The organism is Bacillus sp. BC08, assembly GCF_054326875.1.
Genome location: NZ_JBTGPA010000034.1, coordinates 297,219 through 317,279, shown reverse-complemented (window position 1 = coordinate 317,279; position 20,061 = coordinate 297,219). Strand labels below are relative to the sequence as shown.

22 protein-coding genes, 1 pseudogene and 1 riboswitch are annotated in these 20,061 nt (G+C 35.0%); of the genes and pseudogenes, 10 read left to right on the top strand and 13 right to left on the bottom strand.

The features are described from left to right. Positions 1–44: 44 nt before the first annotated feature. The 4 genes and pseudogenes from ACXVYO_RS17710 to ACXVYO_RS17695 all read left to right on the top strand — a co-directional run. A pseudogene (locus ACXVYO_RS17710) lies at positions 45–497 on the top strand (FtsX-like permease family protein); the annotation flags it as partial. Further along, complete coding sequence (locus tag ACXVYO_RS17705) at positions 498–1,148, top strand: ABC transporter ATP-binding protein (protein WP_458468045.1); 651 nt, start codon at positions 498–500, stop codon at positions 1,146–1,148. A 32-nt stretch (positions 1,149–1,180) separates the two neighbouring features. Then, a complete protein-coding gene (locus tag ACXVYO_RS17700) occupies positions 1,181–1,384 on the top strand; it encodes a hypothetical protein (protein WP_458468043.1) in 204 nt (67 codons plus the stop codon). Positions 1,385–1,439: 55 nt separating this feature from the next. After that, positions 1,440–1,712: a sugar ABC transporter ATPase gene (locus ACXVYO_RS17695; protein ID WP_458468042.1), complete on the top strand. Its 273-nt coding sequence runs from the start codon at positions 1,440–1,442 to the stop codon at positions 1,710–1,712. Between the two features lie 27 nt (positions 1,713–1,739). Here ACXVYO_RS17695 and ACXVYO_RS17690 read toward each other — a convergent pair whose 3' ends face one another. The 4 genes from ACXVYO_RS17690 to ACXVYO_RS17675 form a co-directional block, all read right to left on the bottom strand. Further along, positions 1,740–2,729 carry an ABC transporter permease gene (locus tag ACXVYO_RS17690; RefSeq protein WP_458468040.1) on the bottom strand — a complete coding sequence of 330 codons (990 nt, stop codon included), beginning with the start codon at positions 2,727–2,729 and terminating at the stop codon, positions 1,740–1,742. Beyond that, positions 2,713–4,200 carry a sugar ABC transporter ATP-binding protein gene (locus tag ACXVYO_RS17685; RefSeq protein ID WP_458468081.1) on the bottom strand — a complete coding sequence of 496 codons (1,488 nt, stop codon included), beginning with the start codon at positions 4,198–4,200 and terminating at the stop codon, positions 2,713–2,715. Before ACXVYO_RS17685 ends, ACXVYO_RS17690 begins: the two co-directional genes overlap by 17 nt. Next, positions 4,197–5,309 carry a sugar ABC transporter substrate-binding protein gene (locus tag ACXVYO_RS17680; RefSeq protein ID WP_073518765.1) on the bottom strand — a complete coding sequence of 371 codons (1,113 nt, stop codon included), beginning with the start codon at positions 5,307–5,309 and terminating at the stop codon, positions 4,197–4,199. Before ACXVYO_RS17680 ends, ACXVYO_RS17685 begins: the two co-directional genes overlap by 4 nt. Positions 5,310–5,398: 89 nt before the next feature. Continuing rightward, positions 5,399–5,504, bottom strand: a riboswitch (SAM riboswitch). 90 nt (positions 5,505–5,594) lie between these two features. After that, a complete protein-coding gene (locus ACXVYO_RS17675) occupies positions 5,595–6,896 on the bottom strand; it encodes an NCS2 family permease (RefSeq protein WP_073518767.1) in 1,302 nt (433 codons plus the stop codon). 201 nt (positions 6,897–7,097) lie between these two features. On the opposite strand from ACXVYO_RS17675, the gene ACXVYO_RS17670 reads away from it, so the two are divergent. The 3 genes from ACXVYO_RS17670 (at position 7,098) to ACXVYO_RS17660 (ending at position 9,150) form a co-directional block, all read left to right on the top strand. Next, positions 7,098–7,964, top strand: coding sequence for an SDR family oxidoreductase (locus ACXVYO_RS17670; protein ID WP_458468038.1), 867 nt, complete (start codon positions 7,098–7,100; stop codon positions 7,962–7,964). 68 nt (positions 7,965–8,032) lie between these two features. Continuing rightward, positions 8,033–8,794, top strand: coding sequence for a L,D-transpeptidase (locus ACXVYO_RS17665; protein ID WP_458468036.1), 762 nt, complete (start codon positions 8,033–8,035; stop codon positions 8,792–8,794). 104 nt (positions 8,795–8,898) lie between these two features. Beyond that, the gene (locus ACXVYO_RS17660) at positions 8,899–9,150 is read left to right on the top strand and encodes a hypothetical protein (protein WP_000834197.1); all 252 of its coding nucleotides are present in this window, start codon (positions 8,899–8,901) and stop codon (positions 9,148–9,150) included. Positions 9,151–9,183: 33 nt separating this feature from the next. Here the strand turns inward: ACXVYO_RS17660 and ACXVYO_RS17655 are convergent, their stop codons facing one another. The 9 genes from ACXVYO_RS17655 to ACXVYO_RS17615 all read right to left on the bottom strand — a co-directional run bounded on the left by ACXVYO_RS17655 (position 9,184) and on the right by ACXVYO_RS17615 (position 15,892). Next, complete coding sequence (locus tag ACXVYO_RS17655; protein ID WP_001115486.1) at positions 9,184–9,399, bottom strand: DUF1540 domain-containing protein; 216 nt, start codon at positions 9,397–9,399, stop codon at positions 9,184–9,186. Positions 9,400–9,471: 72 nt separating this feature from the next. Beyond that, positions 9,472–9,924, bottom strand: a complete 453-nt coding sequence (locus ACXVYO_RS17650; RefSeq protein ID WP_353841562.1) for a thioredoxin family protein — start codon at positions 9,922–9,924, stop codon at positions 9,472–9,474. 12 nt (positions 9,925–9,936) lie between these two features. Next, complete coding sequence (locus ACXVYO_RS17645) at positions 9,937–10,356, bottom strand: disulfide formation protein C (protein WP_000532264.1); 420 nt, start codon at positions 10,354–10,356, stop codon at positions 9,937–9,939. 164 nt (positions 10,357–10,520) lie between these two features. After that, positions 10,521–10,769, bottom strand: a complete 249-nt coding sequence (locus ACXVYO_RS17640) for a YhdB family protein (RefSeq protein WP_001195460.1) — start codon at positions 10,767–10,769, stop codon at positions 10,521–10,523. Positions 10,770–10,889: 120 nt separating this feature from the next. Beyond that, positions 10,890–11,399, bottom strand: coding sequence for a PCYCGC domain-containing protein (locus ACXVYO_RS17635; protein WP_458468034.1), 510 nt, complete (start codon positions 11,397–11,399; stop codon positions 10,890–10,892). Between the two features lie 45 nt (positions 11,400–11,444). Continuing rightward, entirely contained in the window at positions 11,445–12,554 is a 1,110-nt protein-coding gene (locus ACXVYO_RS17630; RefSeq protein ID WP_458468032.1) for a GerAB/ArcD/ProY family transporter, read from the bottom strand. A gap of 16 nt (positions 12,555–12,570) precedes the next feature. Beyond that, entirely contained in the window at positions 12,571–13,653 is a 1,083-nt protein-coding gene (locus ACXVYO_RS17625) for a Ger(x)C family spore germination protein (RefSeq protein WP_458468030.1), read from the bottom strand. Beyond that, positions 13,650–15,167: a spore germination protein gene (locus tag ACXVYO_RS17620; protein ID WP_458468028.1), complete on the bottom strand. Its 1,518-nt coding sequence runs from the start codon at positions 15,165–15,167 to the stop codon at positions 13,650–13,652. The genes ACXVYO_RS17625 and ACXVYO_RS17620 overlap by 4 nt, the downstream gene beginning before the upstream one ends. A 125-nt stretch (positions 15,168–15,292) precedes the next feature. Continuing rightward, positions 15,293–15,892, bottom strand: coding sequence for a hypothetical protein (locus ACXVYO_RS17615; RefSeq protein ID WP_458468026.1), 600 nt, complete (start codon positions 15,890–15,892; stop codon positions 15,293–15,295). A 232-nt stretch (positions 15,893–16,124) separates the two neighbouring features. Here ACXVYO_RS17615 and ACXVYO_RS17610 point away from each other — a divergent pair, with 232 nt between their 5' ends. From ACXVYO_RS17610 to cdr, 3 genes are all read left to right on the top strand, one after another. After that, positions 16,125–16,685 carry a nitroreductase family protein gene (locus ACXVYO_RS17610; protein WP_000214806.1) on the top strand — a complete coding sequence of 187 codons (561 nt, stop codon included), beginning with the start codon at positions 16,125–16,127 and terminating at the stop codon, positions 16,683–16,685. 114 nt (positions 16,686–16,799) lie between these two features. After that, positions 16,800–18,218, top strand: a complete 1,419-nt coding sequence (gene spoVR / locus ACXVYO_RS17605; protein WP_458468025.1) for a stage V sporulation protein SpoVR — start codon at positions 16,800–16,802, stop codon at positions 18,216–18,218. 173 nt (positions 18,219–18,391) lie between these two features. Further along, positions 18,392–20,056 carry a CoA-disulfide reductase gene (cdr, locus tag ACXVYO_RS17600; RefSeq protein ID WP_458468023.1) on the top strand — a complete coding sequence of 555 codons (1,665 nt, stop codon included), beginning with the start codon at positions 18,392–18,394 and terminating at the stop codon, positions 20,054–20,056. Positions 20,057–20,061 lie beyond the last annotated feature (5 nt).

Here is a 20,061-nt window from a genome sequence, read left to right as displayed (position 1 = left end):
CAGTCATTCTTCTTATGGCATTTTTTATTTCTTTTCTTTCTATTCCGGATAAATTATTAGAAAATGAAAAGCAAGGTATTGATAATATGTCATATCCCTTATTATTAAGCGGTACAGTCTTATCTTTTTCATTTATATCTATTTTATTAACATCAATGGCCACGCTTTATATGGAACGTAAAAATATTTCTATTAAATCAGCATTAGGAGCAAGTACTTTTCAACTATGTCTCCCGTTTGTTATTGAGTATATGTTGTTATTCGTTTTATCTATATGTATAGGAATTATGTATTTTCAATGGGAGAATAGCGGAGTAATTGAAATTCAGAAAGGGCTAGAAAATAGTATATTATCTTTCTTTGGAACGTTAAAAGTCTCTATAGAATCATTGGTTGTTATAGGTGCTTTATCACTTGTAATGATCCTTGTTATATATGCAATCATTTATTTCAATGTACTAAAAATAAAAAATACATATATGAAAGAGGTGTTATAGATGATTCAGCTCGCAAATGTGGCTAAGGGATACGGAAAGAGTAATTTTAGTGCTTTAAAAGATATTAATCTTACAATAGAAAAAGGCGAAATGATAGCCATTATGGGACCATCTGGTTCAGGGAAATCAACCTTACTTAATATTATTGGCTTAATTGATAACCCCTCTACTGGAAAGTATTTTTTAGATGGCATGGATACGAGTAAATTAAAGTCAAACTATCATAAGTATAGAAATAAGGAAGTTGGATTTGTGTTTCAAAACTTTTCGCTACTAGATGATTATACAGTGATTGAAAATGTAATGCTCCCGCTTATATATAGAAAAATTTCTCATAAGAAACGTATACAAATATCAAAAGAAATGCTTGAGATGGTAGGGCTGGAGAGACATATTAATAATTATCCTCACGAATTATCTGGAGGAGAACAGCAAAGGACAGCGATAGCGAGGGCATTAGCACAAGATACAAAAATTATACTTGCTGATGAACCGACTGGTGCTCTCGATCAAGAAAACGGAGAGAAAATTATGAGCATTTTAAAAGAGGTTCATAAACAAGGAAAAACGGTGCTAGTTGTTACACATGATCAAAAGGTAGCTGCATACTGCGAGAGGACAATACGTTTGCTGGATGGATATGTGGTGTAATATGGATAAAAGTATATGGAGTGGTGATACAGGTGGAAAATGTATATAAAGAGCTTAGACATACTGGATTTACTATGTTGCTTATTTTTGGCGGTGTATTTTTATTGCGCTGGTTCATTCATGATGACATACTACTGGATCAGATTATTGGGTTCAGTATAGGGATGGTAATGGTTATTTTGTCAGTTTGCATTCAAAAGTATAGTAAAGAATTACAAATGAATGAAAAATATTAATAATTTTTAACTCCTTTTATATTTTTCATAGTTTAGGAATAGTGGAGGCTTTCGTATGGTTTTCTTATTTATAGTATATTTTGTGATCATTATGACGTTGTTAATTACGTTTCTTCTTTCAAAAAAATCATATAAGAAGCCTGTTATTAAATATATACCAACGTTCATATTGCTTATTTTGGCTTTCATTTCTTCTGTTATGTTTGTGTTGAATAATGGAATGGGAGAGCTGATGATAGCGGTCACTTTGGGGATTGCAGCGATAGTGAACAGTCTTTTACTTTTTGCATTGAAAGTAGTTCGTTTGATTGTTGCAAAAGGAAAGTAGCGCATCGAAATTTGATGCGCTACTTTTTTATTTACGATTCTTTTTAATAAATGAAAAGGCTAAAGCTGTAATTAAAATACTCCCCTTAATTATATCCTGTGCATAATAAGGGACGTTCATCATTGTGAGGCCATTTAATATAATTCCGATTAATACGGAGCCTAGGAATGTTCCAACTATATTTGGTTTCTGGGCGCCGAACATTGCGTAACCGATATAGGCAGCTGCAACGGCATCCATTAATAATGGAGCGCCAGCTGAAACTTGTCCTGTTCCCACACGGCTACATAGAATAATACCACCTATAGATGCAAGTAAACCGCTAATCATATAAGCATATACACGGTAACGATCAGTAGGAATACCAGCTAGTCTAGCAGCTTCTCGGTTCCCACCTGTCATATAAAAGAAACGACCGTACGTTGTTTTTTCTAAAAATAAATATGCAATCAGAACGACGATAAGCATGATAATGACAGGGACTGGAATTCCTAGCACAGAACCTTGACCGATAAATAAAAAGGATGGAATAAAATGTCCTTTAGCCCCAGACATTCCTTCATAAATGGAAGATCCTTTTGAAAATGTTAAGTGTAGTCCATTAACGATATACATGATACTTAGTGTAGCTAGTAAATCTGGTAGTTTAATTCGGATAACGAGTAGTGCATTACATAATCCAATTAACAGTCCACAAAGAATAGGGATAAGCAGTGTAACTAATAGTTCTTGTCGATATAAAACGAGACAAGAAGCAGCTGCAATTGTTGCTAAACTAGCGGTAGAGCCAACTGATAAATCAAATCCGTCTACAATTAATGTAAAGGTAACACCAATTGCAAGTAACGTTACGATAGAAATAGAGCGTAAAATATCACTAATATTGTTGTATGTTAAAAAAGAATCATTGACGATAGAGAAAAAAATTGTAACACCTATAATGATAGCAATTGTACTAAATTGATAAAAAAGATGAGTAGGTAAATATAGTTTTTTAGTTTTATGAACGAGATTCAATGGAATAACTCCCTTCAGATAAATGTAAAAGCTGTTCAGGAGATAGTTCGTTCGGTAAGTATTCACCTACAAATTCTCCGTTTGCCAGTATAAGAATGCGATCAGCGATATGTAGCGCTTCATCTTGTTCCCCTGTGAAATAAATTATGGAACTTCCGTTTTCTGTAATGTTGCGAATGAATTGAAAAATGTCTTGTTTCGCAGCTATGTCTACACCTTTAGTTGGCTCGTCCAAAAGAAATAGAGTAGGTTTGAATCCGTTCCACTTTGCAATAGAGACTTTTTGTTGATTTCCACCGCTTAGTGAATGAATAAAGGCTTTTGGATCGTTTGGTGAGATGCCGAAAGAAGTAATTGCTGCAGTAGCAGTATTTACTTCGGTTTGTTTTCGTCTCCAACCAGATCGGTGTAAATTTGTGTGACTTATAATGTCTTCTGAAAGAAATACGCCTTGCTTTCTTCTTTCTTCTGGTACAAGTGCAATTTTCGCTTTAATTGCATCTCGCGGTGTTTTAATTGTAATGTTGTGACCATCTATTTTTGCATGATACGTATGACGAGCACCAAATAAGGTCTCAGCGAGTGTTGTTTTTCCACTTCCAATTAATCCATATATCACGACAGTTTCGCCTTTCCATACAGTGAGAGAAAGGGGAGAATGCCCTTTGTGTAATTGAAGTTCTTGTATTTTAAATAATTCTTTTCTTCCGGTTTTTGGTGCTGTATTAATTGGAAGTGTAAGTTGTTTTCCAGTCATTGCTTCCACAATTTGTTGATCCGTAATCTTTGTAATAGCTTCAGAAAGTGAAACTTTACCGTTATGTAATACAGTTACATCATCCGCAAAGTTTCGAATCTCTGATAGACGATGAGAAATTAAAATAATGCCAATACCTTTTGATGTTAAATCTTTTAAGAGCTTCCCAAAGGTTTCCACTTCTTTTGGCCCAAGAGAGGAAGTTGGCTCATCTAATAAAAGATAATTTGTATTGTTAGATAAAGCTCTTGCGATAAGAAGTAACTGTTTTTCATGTAATGAGCAGTTTGAAACGTCGTCCAAAACGTTTAAATCGAGCTGCACAGTTTGTAAGTGTTGTTTCGCGAGTGCGACTAATTTTGATTTTGAGAATATTGCTCGGTTTTGCATTGCTAACTGATCGATTAGTACATTTTCTAAGACAGATAATCCTGGAATAAGTCCGTGATCTACTTCTTGTGTTACGAAAGAAATACCGTGCTTTTTTGCATCACGTGGAGAAGTAAAGGAAACAGTCTGATTATCGATTTTTATATTGCCAGCAACTGGTTGGATTTCACCAGTTGCTATTTTTAATAAAGTACTTTTTCCTGCGCCGTTCATTCCTAGTAAAGCGTGCACTTTGCCTTTTTCAATATGAATAGAAACATCTTCTAGAACAGGTGTAGCTACATGATAAGAATGTGTAATGTTTTGAAGAGAGAATGTCATCAGTTTTTCTCCTTCTCTAATTTTTTCATCCAAGGGGAATATCCATCTTTTGAAGCTCCCCAACCATTTATGTGTTTTGATAACTGATCCATTGTTATATTTTCTTTTGGTAAATTATTTTTCTTCACTAAATAAGGTTCTAGCGAATAAATATCTGGAGTTTGTTCACCAGCAATTTTTTTATATAAAAAACGTACTTGAATTTTACCTATCTCAGTTGGATCAGTTGCAGCTGTAGCAGTCCAAGGCGAATTTTCTTTTTGCATGAGTTGTAAATCTTCATTACTTAAGTCAATGCCGTATACTTTTATATCTGTACGACCAGCTTGTTCGAGTGCTTTGACAGCCCCTTTAGCAAATTCATCCCATGAAGCGAAGATAGCTTGTAAATCTCCCTTTTTCGGATATTTTTTTAGTAAAGCTTCTACTTGTGTTTGTGTATCAAGCGGTGTGTTATTACTAGCAGTACCGAATCGTGCAACTTCTTTTATATTTGGATAACGTTTATAAAAAGCATCAATGATAACATTGCGACGTTCCATTGGAGCGAATCCACCAACCCATACAACTGCGATATTTCCTTGTCCATTCAAATCTTCCGCTAATGTTTTTAATGATTTCCATGCAAGACTATAGTCATCTTGATCAATAATCGTTACGCCTGGCAAGCGTAGATCATTATCAAACGCCACTACAGGAATATTTGCTTGCAATGCCTTTTCTACTCCAGATTTTAGCGCTTCAGATCGGCCATGATCTATTAAAATACCGTCCACTTTTGAATTAATAGCAGTATCTAAATTTGCCGCCATTTTTGCTAAATCATTATCAGAATTATAGACTTGTACACTACCGCCAAATAACTCGACTTGTTTTTTGACGCCCTCAATATATTGAGAGGAAAAAGTTCCAATAGACATTTGCATAATTAATGCAATTTTTAATGGTTTCTTTATTTGGTTTGGAATTTCTGTTTGTAAATGATTTTCTACTGTTGTAGTCACCTTTTTCACAGTTTGTTGCTTTTGTGAAGAGACAGCATCTTGTTCATTTGTACAAGCAGTTAATGTAAGTAAGAGAACAATGAGTACGATGGAATACAATTTTTTCATAAAAAAATCCCTCCTAAACTAAGAAGAGAGGGGAGGGAGTGAAAATAAAAAAACGCCTTTTCATATAGAAAAGACGTCTTATCATATTACTCTTATCTTTCAACACAACGTGTTGTAAGAATTAGCACCGTGCCCATAAATGGGTCGGTTGCCGGGCTTCGTAGGGCTCATCCCTCCACCTGCTCTTGATAAGACATCGAATATTCAACTATTTTGAATTATTCCACAAGTTTGTGGTGTTGTCAAATGATTTTTTATAAAAAAAATCCCTCATAAAGAGGGATTTTAATGTGGTAAGAAAATCAATTGATAAGCGAACAAGATTCCGAATAAGTACACAAGTGGGTGAACAGCACGGAATTGTCCTTTTGCCACTTTCATAAGTGGATAAGAAATAAATCCAAGTGCAATACCTGTTGCGATACTTGATGTAAGTGGCATGCTTAAGATTACTAAGAATGCTGGGAATGCTTCATCAAATGCGTCCCAATTGATGTGGCGAACTGAACCCATCATAAGACTACCAACGATAATTAATGATGGTGCAGTAATAGCTGATACACCAGAAACGGCACTTACTAATGGTCCGAAGAATGCTGCTAGTGCGAATAGAACAGCTACTGTAACAGTTGTTAAACCAGTACGACCACCAGCTGCAACACCAGCAGATGATTCAATGTAAGCTGTTGATGGTGTTGTTCCGAACATAGAACCGATTGTTGCTGAGAATGAGTCAGATAGAAGAGCTCGTCCAGCTTTTGGAAGCTTTCCATCTTTCATAAATCCACCTTGCTGAGCTACACCAAGTAATGTACCTGTTGTATCGAATAATGTAACAAGGAAGAATGAAAATACAACGCCGTATAACCCGTAGTTAATTACATCAGATACAGCAGTAATTGGATTTGAAACGATAATTCCTTCTGGTAATCCAGGCATTGATGTAACACCGTTTGAGAATGTTAATTGTCCTGTGAAGAAAGCGATAATACCAGTTAATAGCATGCCGATAAATAGCGCACCATTTACATTTAAAGACATAAGGACAATTGTAATTCCAAGTCCAGCTAATGCTAGTAGTACTGGAGCAGAGTGAAGATCACCAAGTCCAACTAAGTTGGCTTCATTTTTTGTAACGATACCTGTTAAACGTAAACCGATAAAGGCGATGAAAAGACCGATACCAGCAGTAATTGCATGTTTTAAGTTTTCAGGAATTGCTTCCATTAATTTTGTACGGAAAGATGTGAATGATAACAAAATTAAAATCATACCTGCTACGAATACAGCAGAGAATGCAATTGCGAAAGTCATGCCTTCATGAGCTTTTACAACAGAGTAAGAGAAGTAAGCATTTAATCCCATACCTGGTGCAATTGCGATTGGTAAGTTTGTAAAGATCGCCATAAATAATGTTCCGACAACAGCAGCGATAATTGTTGCTGTAAATGCTTGTTCAAATGGAACTCCTGCATCCCCAAGGATGACAGGGTTTACGACAATGATATATGCCATTGTTAAGAAGGTAATAATACCTGCCATAATTTCAGTTTTAATAGAAGTTTTATGTTTTGAAAGGTTAAACATATAAACATCCTTTCTGTTTACGAATAATTTTCACAACAGTTATATATAATATTCGTTTTTTAACTATTTTGCAATAGTTTTGCATAAAAAGTTTATAACAATTCATATTTTGTGTCTTAAATTCGAATATTAATCGTAAAACGATGTGTGAATTTCAGTCTTTATTGTGCGCATTATAAAGAAAAGGAGTTGAAAGAAGCTATGCCACAGCAAAAAAACTTTGTAACAATGCCTGCGCAACATCAAAATAAACAACCTGGTATTGAATCATTAATGAATCCACTTCCGCAGTTTGAAGATCCAAATTATAAAGGAAGCGAAAAATTAAAAGGAAAGAATGTATTAATTACAGGAGGGGATAGCGGGATTGGACGAGCTGTTTCCATCGCTTTTGCAAAAGAGGGAGCAAATATCGCGATTGCTTATTTAGATGAAGATGGAGATGCAAATGAGACGAAGCAACGTGTAGAACAAGAAGGTGTAAAGTGTGTGCTGTTACCGGGTGATGTAAGTAATGAACAACATTGTAAAGATATTGTAGAGGAGACTGTCCGGCAGCTAGGTAGTTTACATGTTTTAGTAAATAATGTTGCGCAGCAATATCCGCAGCAAGGGCTAGAGTATATTACAGCAGAACAGCTAGAAAAGACGTTTCGCATTAATATTTTTTCTTATTTTCATGTTACGAAAGCAGCACTTTCTCATTTAAAGAAAGGGGATGTCATTATAAATACGGCGTCTATCGTTGCATATGAAGGAAATGAAACGTTAATTGATTATTCCGCAACGAAAGGAGCAATCGTAGCTTTTACAAGATCACTTTCTCAGTCGTTAGTACAAAAAGGGATTCGTGTAAATGGTGTTGCGCCCGGGCCAATTTGGACACCACTTATTCCATCAAGCTTTGATGAGAAGAAGGTTGCTCAATTTGGGAGCAATGTTCCGATGCAAAGACCTGGTCAACCGTATGAATTAGCGCCAGCATACGTATACTTAGCGTCTGGCGATTCATCCTATGTTACTGGGCAGATGATACATGTAAATGGAGGCGTTATTGTAAATGGATAGTTTTCATTTATAAGAGCAAAGTAAAGTTAATTCCACTTATTATAGTGAGCGCTAGGGGAGAGATATAGATGAAAAAATTATGTTTCGTCATACTATTATTTTTCATCCTACCGGTTAGTGCCTTTGCTGACACAGATCATCTAATATTAGTGAATCTTACGACAAACCAATTATCTTTTTTTGAAAATGGAAATTATACAAAAACATTCCCCGTAACAACTGGAAGAGATCGTACCCCTACGCCTGAAGGTGATTTTTGTATTATAACTAAATATAAAAATAAAGAATACCATCGAAAAAAAATAGCTGGTGGTGCACCGAATAACCCTCTTGGTACGAGATGGCTTGGACTAGATAAAAATGAATATGCGATTCACGGGACAAATCGGGAATGGACAATTGGAAGTAGGGAATCAAATGGTTGTATCCGTATGCATGACAGAGATATACAGTGGCTATATGACCGAGTCCAATTACAAACAAAAGTAATCATTTCCCGTTTTCATACGAGCCCTGAATATGAAGCGAATAAGCTTGGTTACCGCGTTGTAAGCTGGAATGGTCGTAAAGTAAAAGAAGAGCAAATTGGCGTGCTTACGTTAGTAGACCGTGCCGATATATATTGGCAAGAACCAAATGGGCAGTTAACGAAAGTGAAAACGGTATTGCCGAATGAAAGATATAAGGTGTATTCAAAACGAAAAGATGGATTATATTATATAGGAAACAATTTGTATATTGTTGATGAAACTGGAGAAAAAATTCGTTATGAGCAAATTCCTTCTTCGGTTTTAAGTAATATATATAAACGAAAATATAATGTTCCGTAATAAGCTACCGTATTATAGACGGTAGCTTATTTCTACTTTGAGTTTAACTGCAACTATTGTATTTTGCTGAATATAATACAGTACAGATAGGGGGCGGTTCCATTATGAAAAGTGAATTTGCTTTTAAAGTTTTCTTAGTGACGACCTGTTTATTTATCGTGTATTTGTATGCATTTCTCGTCTTTTCTTTTTATGTTCCATATGTTGATTTAATATTGTTCTTCGGATTTATTTGGGCATTTGTGAAAGCAAGAGAAGGAGAGAAGAGTATATATCGGCGCATTACTTTATGTGGGACAGTTGTCCTCGTTATTTTGTACTTTTTTATGATGCATGATTTTTGGAGAGGAATGTAAAAAAGCATACGAGTAATCGTATGCTTTTTATGTTTAATATTTTGGCTTAAATGTATGACAACAAGTTTCTACACTTGTTGCTACAGAACTTTCTAGTGTCTCGTTTGTTAAAACTGCACTTGTATACGATTCATTTTCAGTTTGACCCGTTTCATCCGCATCTGGCTGAACGATAATCGCACTTGCTTGACAAAAGTTACCTTGTCCCCAAAATGAGCAATTGGAAACAGAGCATCTTACTTCTGGCATAAAACCCCCTCCTTATACATTAGTTTGGGATTTTACGCCCATTTCATGTGTAGAAGGAGTTTCCTTTTCTCGTTATTTTTTCGTTTGTTCAAGCCATTCTTTTAATTTGTCTTTCGGTTGTTCACCACTAATACGGCTTACTTCTTTGCCATCTTTAAAGTGAATGATTGTTGGGGTTCCTTTAATTTTATATTCATCCCAAGGAGCATCTATTTTTTCAATATCCATAACTTTCATATCAACGTTCAAGTCTTTAGCCATTGGTACTACGACAGGAGATAGCTTTTGACAATGAACGCAAGACGTTTGATAAAAGTATACTGTTTCTTCTTTTTTCTCTTTTAAATTCTTTTGGAGATCTGAAAGAGAGATTTTATTTGTATAGTAGTCAGGGCCATCTGTCTTACTATCAGTAGCATTATCAATTTTTTGGCTAGTAGCATTTTTTTCTTCCATTTGTGTGACAGCGAAAATGGCTGCAAACAGGGCGATAATAATACCACCAAATATAAGCATTTTTTTCATTGTTTCATCTCCTTATTTGTTTTTTATTACAATAAAACTACATACAGCGATTGTAATAAAGCCGATAAGTGCTAAAAACGGGATTGTAATAAAACCAAACCAGTTTATAAATTCTCCGGTGCAGGGTACACGGCCGCAAGCTGCTCCAGCTGCTGAAAATGCTGGGACCTTTTGAATTGCATAGTGATATAAAGAAATACAAGCACCAATACTTGCAATTGGTAAAGAATAACTTGCGATGCGATAATCTTTTTTTGCTACAGCGATACCAAGCCATAAAACGAATGGATACATAAAAATACGTTGATACCAACAAAGTACACAAGGCTCAAATTTCATGATTTCGGAAAAATAAAGACTTCCTAGTGTAGCGATAAAAGAAGCTCCCCATGCGGTAAGTAAAGCATATTCTTGCTTTTTTTCTCGTCCCATATTTTATACCTCTCTTATAATAGTTACATACTAAATTATAGTATGAAGTGGTACAGAAAAGAAAGAAAAAATATGTTTATCAATAAAAGTTTTATAAGGGGAAACTTTTATTGATATAAACATTTTAAAAAGCGCTATTCTCTTTATGAGAATAGCGCTATATTTTACATTTGAATTTGCTCTACTTCTTCTATATGTGACTTTTGGGATGCGTGGTCAATATATTGAAATAGGAGCTGCAATTGTTTATCAACTTCTGGCATTTCTTTACTGTATTGATAAGCGTGTAAAAAATGTTCAATACGCTTAGAAAATAATTGATCGTTCGTTTGAACCATAAGAACGAGTAATTTATCCCAATTACAGCAATACGTGTAATAGAGAGCTTTATCATAGTCGTTATATGTTTGCACTGTATACCCTCCTTACTGAGGAGTTATATATAGTGTGTGAAAAGCAAGGAGAAATACACTTGAAAGAATTTGTTAAGAAAAAAAGTGAATGAAAAGAAAAAACGAGGTATTTCCTCGTTTTTAAGCTTTTGGCATTGGCGTAGGTGTTGGCTTACCGTAACCTTCTTTGTATTTATTGTCGATATAGTTGCGAATTTCCAGCGTTGATTTTCCTTTTTGTTTCATGGAAGCAGATTCAACAGCTATTTCTAGGCAATTGACACAAGTCGTTGCGTGAGAATCCCAAACAACTTCACCATTCTTTTTAATTTCACGAATAAAGCAATTTTTATTATTTTTATGTCCTACACTTTCACCGCAACCGCAGTAACATGGAATCCAATCTAATAACTCTGCATTTTGTCCAGCGACAGTGTAGATATCTTTCATTTGTGGATCAAGCTTGTCTAGGAAGGTAGGGAGCGTGTCGACTCCTTTTGTTTTTTCTTGAATGTCAGCTTGCTGAGTGTGCGATGCGTGGTCATGTTCTTCTTTTGATTCAGATGATTTTTTTTCGTTTATACTAGTAGCTCCGCAACCAGCAAGAATTAAACTCAGTACTGCAAGTAAAGAAAATACATATTTCTTCATACGCTTGTCCCCTTTACAAATGTATTACTCAAATTGTATCAGAGATTATGGTGTATCGGTTGAAGATTTTTTCGACTGATTTTTGAAACGCCATCGTAGTGAATGAAATAGAAAGAGAATTGGGATATAGGCGTATACAATATATAAACCAGCTTGAGATAGTACCGTATTTAATGTATTGATACTTTCACGATTTGTGAAAAATAAGGAAGCTGTAAAGACCATGAAAATAAAAAATGGTAATGTGAATTTAAAGGGAATATGGAATGAACGCTTCATCGTTTGACATGATGACCAAATGGTTAAACAAAGATTTGGCAAAATAATTAAAAACCAAACGAAAATAATAATATATTCAAATCGTTGAATGAAAGGGACTTTAATGATTTTTAGCATTGTTAAAGTAGGCCAAATCGTGTGATTTAATTGCCCCTCGCTATAATACATAAAAGATACGATGGCTAAAACTACATAAATTAATGTACTAAAAGCAATACCTGCATGAGCCCATATTTTTAAGGATTTTCCTTTTTCAATAAATGGATAGAAGATTAAGATTGTCTCAAAACCAAGAAATTCTAACGCAGAGTGTTTTGCAGATATAAGCATGTCAAAAGGTGAATGTGTAAAAATTGGTAAAATGTTACTGAAATGTGCATATTTCATTGGATAAATTAAAAAGAATACAACGAAAATAGGAAGAACGACTCCCCAAAAACATATTCCGGTTACAGAGCGAAATCCACCCTTTATAATATAGCAAGTCACTAATAAAAACATAAAGGTTAGTTTCCATAGCTTAATGGTAGGAAAAATCCAAACTTGTATTACTTCCATATATGTACGAAGAACAGTCAGGCAAAATAATAAGCAATATAGGGTGAAAATTATGGAAAATATAGAACCAATCCATTTTCCAAAGCTTGTTGTATGAATGCTAATTAAATCTCCCTCTTTTTCTAACATTTTTAGCATGCAAAACAGTACAATATGAGTTGCAATGCCTGCTATGATTAGAGAAATCCAAGCATCATAACCAGCATTTTTTAAAATTACACGTTGATACCCTAAAATTCCTATTCCGATTTGAAGAGAATGTAATAAAACAAATGCAAAATATGGAGAGACAGTTTTTGTTTTATTTAGTGTATGCATTGCTTATTTCACCTCACTATTCACCGATTCCAGATTGTACAATGTTAATATCCAAATTTATATCCACAGCTACATTCGGATACATATTTCGAATTTGGTTTATATTCCATTTTCTCGTATGGCTTCTAATTTCATCGCGTACTCCTAAAGGATCAATTCTCTTTTCTTGAAATTGTTTTATTAGCTCTTCGCAGTCTTTTTCAACATTTCGTTCAATTTGTTTTTTTATATAAGTGATATTTGTTTTCTTTCTTAAATCAATCCAATTAGGAGAATTTTTAATCAATCCATTTAATTTTAAATGGATTTTTACTTTTGGTATGTCACCAGTTTGATCAATCTCATACTTACTTTTCCCGGCTAAGTTTTGTATGACCACCATACCTTTATGTTTATTCTTTTTTATCGCTGCTTCGTAACGCCCATTTTTTGTAGGATTAATTAGCAGTTTTGCTAAAACAGAATGTCTTTTATCTGTATACATAACGACTTTATCGCCTCTTAAAAAAGCAAGCCCTTTGACAGCGACGGAATGGTTATCGCCCGTCTTAATATAAGGGACATAGGCATCACATACCGAAGAGTAGTAATTATATAAAAAAACATTTAATTCAGTTTGTGGAATGTTCTCATTTCTTATATTTTGCTCGAGTAAATCAGCAATATATAATGATCCATTTTGTTTGCCATAATTTAAAAGCTCTTCAGCTGATCCGTCTACAATTGCTAGTTGTACATCACGCCCGATATTTGGATCACGTTGTAAGTTAGTAATAATCTCCCCCATTCCTTGTTCTCCTAAATCTTTTCCAAATAGAACGACACGCATTTGACCTACAACAACATTGTGAGGGGATTTCGCATTTAATCGTGAAGCGATTGTTTCAAGTGAACGAGCAGATGTTGATTGAGTTTCTGGTTTAGACTTTACACCATGTGTATACTCTGGAAATAAAATCGTTCCTTGGAATTTTTTGTTTTTTGTAATGTCAAATCCAGCAACATGAATAATACGTTGCGTATCCACTACATACGTTTGTGTACAGCCAGTTTGTATAACAAAAAAGATTATAATAAGGAACAATAAGAATTTTTTCATTCATTATCACCATCACGTTTTTGCTTCGCTTTGTTTGGGTTATAGCGCCATTTAGATTTTGATCTAAGGAAAGAAGGCCTTTGTGCAGTTTGGCTAAACGGTAAACGGAGAAAACCTTCCGCTGTACCTAAACCACGAAATGGATATAAAGGTAATAAATAAGGTGATCCAAGTGATTTTAATTTAATTAAATGAGCTAAAATGAATACAAACCCGACGATAAGACCTAATCCACCAAATGCACCAGCTAAAAGAATAAGCGGAAATCGTAACAACCGAATAGTAGAAGACATTTTTACAGTCGGTGTTGTGAAAGATGCAAGAGCGGATAAAGCAACTGCAATTAATAAAATCGTACTTGTTAGAGCGGCTTCAACAGATGCTTGCCCAATTACAATCCCGCCAACAATACCAATTGTTTGTCCAACTTTTGTCGGTAAACGTGCTCCCGCTTCACGAAGTAATTCGATTGTAATTTCTAAAAAGAGTGCTTCTAGAATAGGCGGGAAAGGTACGTTCGCTCTCGAGAAAATAATAGGTCCTAGTAAATCAGCAGGAATCATTTGATAATGATATGTTAAAGCCGCTGTATAAATAGCGGAGGAAAAAAGAGAAAATATAGCTCCGAAAAAACGAATCATGCGAAAGAACGATCCAATCATCCACGGTAAATAATAATCTTCTGGTGAAATGAAAAAATCTAGTAACGTTGTCGGTCCCGATAAAGCATATGGAGAGCCATCTGTTAAAATTAAAACTTCCCCGTTAATTAATGCAAATACTGCTCGATCTAATCGTTCTGTAGGTAATAGAACAGGGAAGGGTGAATTGCTATTATCACTAATAAATTGCTCAATCATAGTCGAATCAAATGGGACATCAAAGTCAATGTCTTCTAGTCGTTGTATTGCAGTATTGATAAATTGTTCATTTGTAACCCCTTCGATATAAGCAACTGCTACTTTCGTTTTTGACATAGATCCAACGATAACTTCTTTGAAAATGAGTTGCTCCGTTACAATATTTCGGCGCAATAAGTGTATATTTGTGTCAATGTTTTCAACGAAACCGATTTTAGGTCCAATTACGCTATACTCATTTTCTGTGTCGTTATATAATCGAGTTCCTAAAACAGTACTTTCGGCGCGAATTAAAGCATATTGATCTGGATTCGAATTGCTTTTTAAGCGTACTAAAATATATCCACCTAATAATTTCTCACGAATATCATCAATAGAGGGAGAGGTAATAATATCTTCAATAGAGACAATATTACATAGGTCAGAGATGTTTTGAATATGTTCAGATTCCTTTTTCACAGGAGTTAAAATAAACTGTTTAATAATAAGTGCTTCCACGACAGATTTATAATAAAACAAGCATAACGTTTCATCTTCAAATACGTTATATGAAACAAAATCGCTAGATTCTTTCATAGTATGTATAAATTCTGGAATAGAACAAATTGTTTTTGTATTAGTCTTTTTGGATTTCTTAGATGATAAACCGAACATTTTCTCACCCCTAACATATATCATTTGTTTATGTTAGTTTTTGGGAAAGACGGGAATTTATACTTGAAAATTGAAAGTTCATAAAGAAAAGGAAGAGTAGTGAAAATCTCTTCCTTTTTGGCGTATTAATTTGTTTTCTTTTCCTTAATAGACTTCACTAATTTAATCATTTCTGCTCGTATATCTTCTTTTTTTACATTTAATTTTTCTGCAATTTGTTTAATATCCATTCCATCTTTTTTCATTTTCAGTACATCATCGAGAGGGGTATTACTTTTTTGAGAGATGATTGTTAATACTGTGAGCTGACGTAATCCGATATTATAATCTTTCATTTTTTGTTTTAGGCCGTCTGGTGTAGATTTTTGCATATTTGCTAATTCTTGCAGCAGTGCTTTTTTCGTCTCTTTATTCATATGATGCTTTTTCAACTTATTTGGATCTACACCGAAATGCTGGGCTGTTTTCTCCCAAGATTTATTTTGTTTGTAGTAAGCTAAAACGTCTTTTATTTCTTTTTTACTCATTCTTGCAATGTGAGCAGCTTTCCAAATTTCATGTTTGTTATAGCCGAGTTTTTCGAGCGACTGCATTTCTTCTTCTGAAATATGCTTATGATAATGGTGCAATGTTACTTCTTTTGGCGTGGTAGCGGAAGCAGGGAAGGTAGATATCCCGCATAATAATGCTGCCATAGTCATACTTACTACGATTTTTTTGTACATATAAATTCCTCCTAGATGGATAATGTGGAAAACTGTACACATATCATTTCCATAAAATGTGAAATACTTGTGAACAAATGAAGTTTTTTTATTCACAGTATAAAATGACGTTTTTGGAAGTTTTCCAACATAAAACATTGATTAATAGTAAAAAACTAAGGTATAATCGAAATTGAAAATCAATATCAATAACAAATGTATACATATAGATGAAAATAAGGGAGAGAAAAATATGACTACATATACTTCCATCGCAAATGTGATTAAAGAAAGACGCTCTGTACGTACATTCACAGATAAAGCTGTAGATAAAGAGTTATTAATTGAACTATTAAACGACGCAACGTGGGCACCGAATCATAAACACCGTGAACCATGGAATTGTAAATTATACATTGGAGAAGGTCGCAAAAAATTAGTAGATGCAGTATTAAACTCTTTCACAGAAGAAGAAAGAGCGAAACGCGGTAAAATTTTATCAGATCGTTTTTTAAGCACGCCTGCACAAATTGTTGTTTATATTAATGAAGATCCACGTCAAATTCAACGCGACGAAGATTACGCTGCAACATGTGCATTTATGCAAAACTTCCAACTGCTTGCTTGGGAACGCGGATTAGGTTGTGTTTGGAAATCAGGCGGATTAAACTACAATCCATTATTTATAGAAGGACTTGGTTTAACAAGAGGTCAACGCATCATTGGAATTCTTCACCTTGGCTATTTCGATAAAGCACCAGAAGGAAAAGCTCGTACACCGATTACGGAGAAGATGGAGATTATTGAAGGTTAATAGATGAGACATTCTCGTTTTTATGAGGATGTCTTTTTATTATGCAATCAATCCTCATGAAAGCTTGTTCCTTATCATACACTTTCTTAAGGGAAAGTGTAAGGAGGGAAAATAATGAGAGCAAGTGACGATAAAGCACTGCAATATGCGATTGCGGAAATTACGGAAATTGCGACTGGATTTGGGCTTGATTTCTATCCGATGCGTTATGAAATATGTCCAGCGGAAATTATTTATACATTTGGTGCATATGGGATGCCGACGCGGTTTTCACATTGGAGTTTTGGAAAACAGTTTTTCAGAATGAAATTACAATATGATTTAGGTCTTAGTAAAATATACGAACTCGTTATTAACTCTGATCCATGTTATGCCTTTTTATTAGATACGAACTCGTTAATTCAAAATAAATTAATTGTAGCGCACGTTTTAGCACACTGTGACTTCTTTAAAAATAATATTCGCTTCTCTAATACGAAACGAGATATGGTGGAGAGTATGGCGGCAACAGCTGATCGCGTGAAAGCATATGAGCATAAGTACGGAAAGGCAGAAGTCGAAACATTTTTGGATGCCGTACTTGCTATTCAAGAACATATTGATCCGTCACTTATGCGCCCGAAACTGGCGTGGAGTATCGATGACTTAGAAGAGGAAGAAGTAGGAAAGAAAAAGGCTTCACAATACGATGACCTATGGAATTTAGATGATCGCAATAAAAAGAGGGAACGGCCCAATGTACGTAAAAAGAAGAAAATTCCGCCGCAACCAGAGAAAGACTTACTTCTCTTTATTGAAGAATATAGCCGTGAGCTAGAAGATTGGCAGCGAGACATATTAACGATGATGCGTGAAGAAATGTTATATTTCTGGCCGCAACTTGAAACGAAGATTATGAATGAAGGCTGGGCATCATACTGGCATCAACGTATACTTCGTGAAATGGACTTAACATCTGATGAAGCAATCGAATTTGCGAAATTAAATGCAGGTGTCGTTCAGCCGTCAAAAACGAGCATTAACCCATACTACCTCGGTATTAAAATGTTTGAAGATATTGAAGAGCGCTACAACAACCCGACAGAAGAAATGAAACGAAGAGGCGTTAAACCTGGTTCTGGTCGCGACAAAATCTTTGAAGTACGCGAAATTGAATGGGATGTATCATTCTTAAGAAACTACTTAAACAAAGATCTCGTAATGAGAGAAGATATGTACTTATTCCAGCGCCAAGGAAAAGAATATAAAGTAATAGATAAAGAGTGGGAACATGTGCGTGATCAGCTCGTAAATATGCGTACAAATGGCGGTTTCCCGTACTTAGTAGTAGAAGACGGGGACTACTTAAAGAATGGAGAATTGTACATTAAACATAGTTACGAAGGAATCGAGCTCGATTTAAAATATTTAGAAAAAGTACTGCCATATCTTCATCAATTATGGGGAAGAACGGTGCATATGGAGTCGATTGTGGAGAGTAAGGGTGTTGTGTTTTCTTATGATGGGAAGATGGTGCATCGGAAGTATGTGTGATGAAAAGAACGGACATAGAATGCTATGTCTGTTCTTTTTATTTGTTTCAAATTTGTGAAAGAAAGCCATATATATTGAAAATGACTTTTGTATATTTTATTATATACCCATACGGGTATTAGATTTTCGTTTGTAATACATTGAGAAAATTAAACAAGATGGAGGTTTGAAATATGTCTAGAAAAATTATAGTAGTAGGTGGAGTTGCCGGCGGAGCATCAGTAGCTGCAAGGCTTCGTCGTTTAAGTGAGGAAGATGAAATTATTATGGTGGAGCGCGGTGAATATATTTCATTTGCAAATTGTGGATTACCATACTACATTGGCGGTGTTATTACAGAAAGACAAAAGTTATTAGTACAAACTGTTGAAAGGATGTCAAAGCGTTTTAATTTAGATATACGTGTATTGAGTGAAGTAGTAAAGATTAATAAAGAAGAGAAAACAATTACGATAAAGAATGTAACTACAAATGAAACGTATAACGAGGAATATGATATTTTAATTCTTTCACCAGGGGCAAAACCAATCGTTCCACCTATTCCAGGTATTGAAGAAGCGAAGGCGATGTTTACGTTACGAAATGTACCTGATACAGATCGTATTAAAGCGTATATTGATGAGAAGAAACCATGTCATGCGACGGTTGTTGGTGGTGGATTTATTGGAGTTGAAATGGTTGAAAACTTAAGAGGACGAGGAATTGATGTTACTCTTGTAGAGATGGCAAATCAAGTAATGCCACCAATTGATTATGAAATGGCAGCATATGTGCATGAGCATATGAAAAAGCATAATGTGGAGCTTGTTTTAGAAGATGGTGTAGATGCATTAGAAGAGCGAGGGACTGTTGTACGGTTAAAAAGTGGTTCAATCATAAAGACAGATATGATTATTTTAGCAATTGGTGTGCAACCAGAGAGTAGTTTAGCGAAGGATGCAGGGTTAGCACTAGGAGTTAGAGGAACGATAAAGGTAGATGAGCGTTTTCAAACGTCGGACCCGCACATATATGCAATTGGTGATGCGATTGAAGTGAAAGATTTTGTTACAGAAACAGAGACAATGATTCCGTTAGCGTGGCCAGCTAATCGTCAAGGTCGCATGTTAGCAGATATTATTCATGGTCATACAGATTCTTTATATAAAGGTACGATGGGAACTTCTGTAGCTAAAGTTTTTGATTTAACAGTTGCCGCGACGGGCGTAAATGAGAAAATATTAAAACGATTAAATATACCCTATGAGGTAGTACATGTACAGGCGAATTCGCATGCGGGATATTATCCGAATGCTACGCCAGTGCTAATAAAATTAATTTTTAATAAAGAAAGCGGAAAAATGTATGGGGCGCAGGTGTTAGGGCGTGACGGTGTAGATAAACGTATTGATGTTATCGCAACGGCAATGAAGGCAAACTTAACTGTAATCGATTTGCCGGATTTAGAATTATCATATGCCCCGCCATATTCTTCTGCAAAAGACCCAGTAAACATGGTGGGGTATGCAGCAAGTAATATAGTAGATGGTTTCGTGGACACAGTACAATGGCATGAAATAGATCATATCGTTGAAAATGGTGGATATCTTATTGATGTTCGAGAGCCGAATGAACTCAAACAAGGAATGATTAAAGGCTCTATTCATATTCCTTTAGATGAATTACGTGATCGTTTGGATGAGGTGCCGGTAGATAAAGAAATATATATTACTTGCCAACTTGGTATGAGAGGGTATGTTGCAGCGCGCATGTTAATGGAAAAAGGATATAAGGTAAAGAACGTAGATGGTGGCTTTAAATTATACGGAACAGTAGTACCAGAACGTGTTGTATATTAATATTT

Bases quoted from the DNA above. Each gene is read 5' to 3' on its own strand.
- ACXVYO_RS17705 (WP_458468045.1), top strand. From the start codon at position 498: ATGATTCAGCTCGCAAATGTGGCTAAGGGATACGGAAAGAGTAATTTT.
- ACXVYO_RS17695 (WP_458468042.1), top strand. From the start codon at position 1,440: ATGGTTTTCTTATTTATAGTATATTTTGTGATCATTATGACGTTGTTA.
- ACXVYO_RS17680 (WP_073518765.1), bottom strand. From the start codon at position 5,309: ATGAAAAAATTGTATTCCATCGTACTCATTGTTCTCTTACTTACATTA.
- ACXVYO_RS17675 (WP_073518767.1), bottom strand. From the start codon at position 6,896: ATGTTTAACCTTTCAAAACATAAAACTTCTATTAAAACTGAAATTATG.
- ACXVYO_RS17670 (WP_458468038.1), top strand. From the start codon at position 7,098: ATGCCACAGCAAAAAAACTTTGTAACAATGCCTGCGCAACATCAAAAT.
- ACXVYO_RS17665 (WP_458468036.1), top strand. From the start codon at position 8,033: ATGAAAAAATTATGTTTCGTCATACTATTATTTTTCATCCTACCGGTT.
- ACXVYO_RS17660 (WP_000834197.1), top strand. From the start codon at position 8,899: ATGAAAAGTGAATTTGCTTTTAAAGTTTTCTTAGTGACGACCTGTTTA.
- ACXVYO_RS17655 (WP_001115486.1), bottom strand. From the start codon at position 9,399: ATGCCAGAAGTAAGATGCTCTGTTTCCAATTGCTCATTTTGGGGACAA.
- ACXVYO_RS17650 (WP_353841562.1), bottom strand. From the start codon at position 9,924: ATGAAAAAAATGCTTATATTTGGTGGTATTATTATCGCCCTGTTTGCA.
- ACXVYO_RS17645 (WP_000532264.1), bottom strand. From the start codon at position 10,356: ATGGGACGAGAAAAAAAGCAAGAATATGCTTTACTTACCGCATGGGGA.
- ACXVYO_RS17635 (WP_458468034.1), bottom strand. From the start codon at position 11,399: ATGAAGAAATATGTATTTTCTTTACTTGCAGTACTGAGTTTAATTCTT.
- ACXVYO_RS17630 (WP_458468032.1), bottom strand. From the start codon at position 12,554: ATGCATACACTAAATAAAACAAAAACTGTCTCTCCATATTTTGCATTT.
- ACXVYO_RS17625 (WP_458468030.1), bottom strand. From the start codon at position 13,653: ATGAAAAAATTCTTATTGTTCCTTATTATAATCTTTTTTGTTATACAA.
- ACXVYO_RS17620 (WP_458468028.1), bottom strand. From the start codon at position 15,167: ATGTTCGGTTTATCATCTAAGAAATCCAAAAAGACTAATACAAAAACA.
- ACXVYO_RS17615 (WP_458468026.1), bottom strand. From the start codon at position 15,892: ATGTACAAAAAAATCGTAGTAAGTATGACTATGGCAGCATTATTATGC.
- ACXVYO_RS17610 (WP_000214806.1), top strand. From the start codon at position 16,125: ATGACTACATATACTTCCATCGCAAATGTGATTAAAGAAAGACGCTCT.
- spoVR (WP_458468025.1), top strand. From the start codon at position 16,800: ATGAGAGCAAGTGACGATAAAGCACTGCAATATGCGATTGCGGAAATT.
- cdr (WP_458468023.1), top strand. From the start codon at position 18,392: ATGTCTAGAAAAATTATAGTAGTAGGTGGAGTTGCCGGCGGAGCATCA.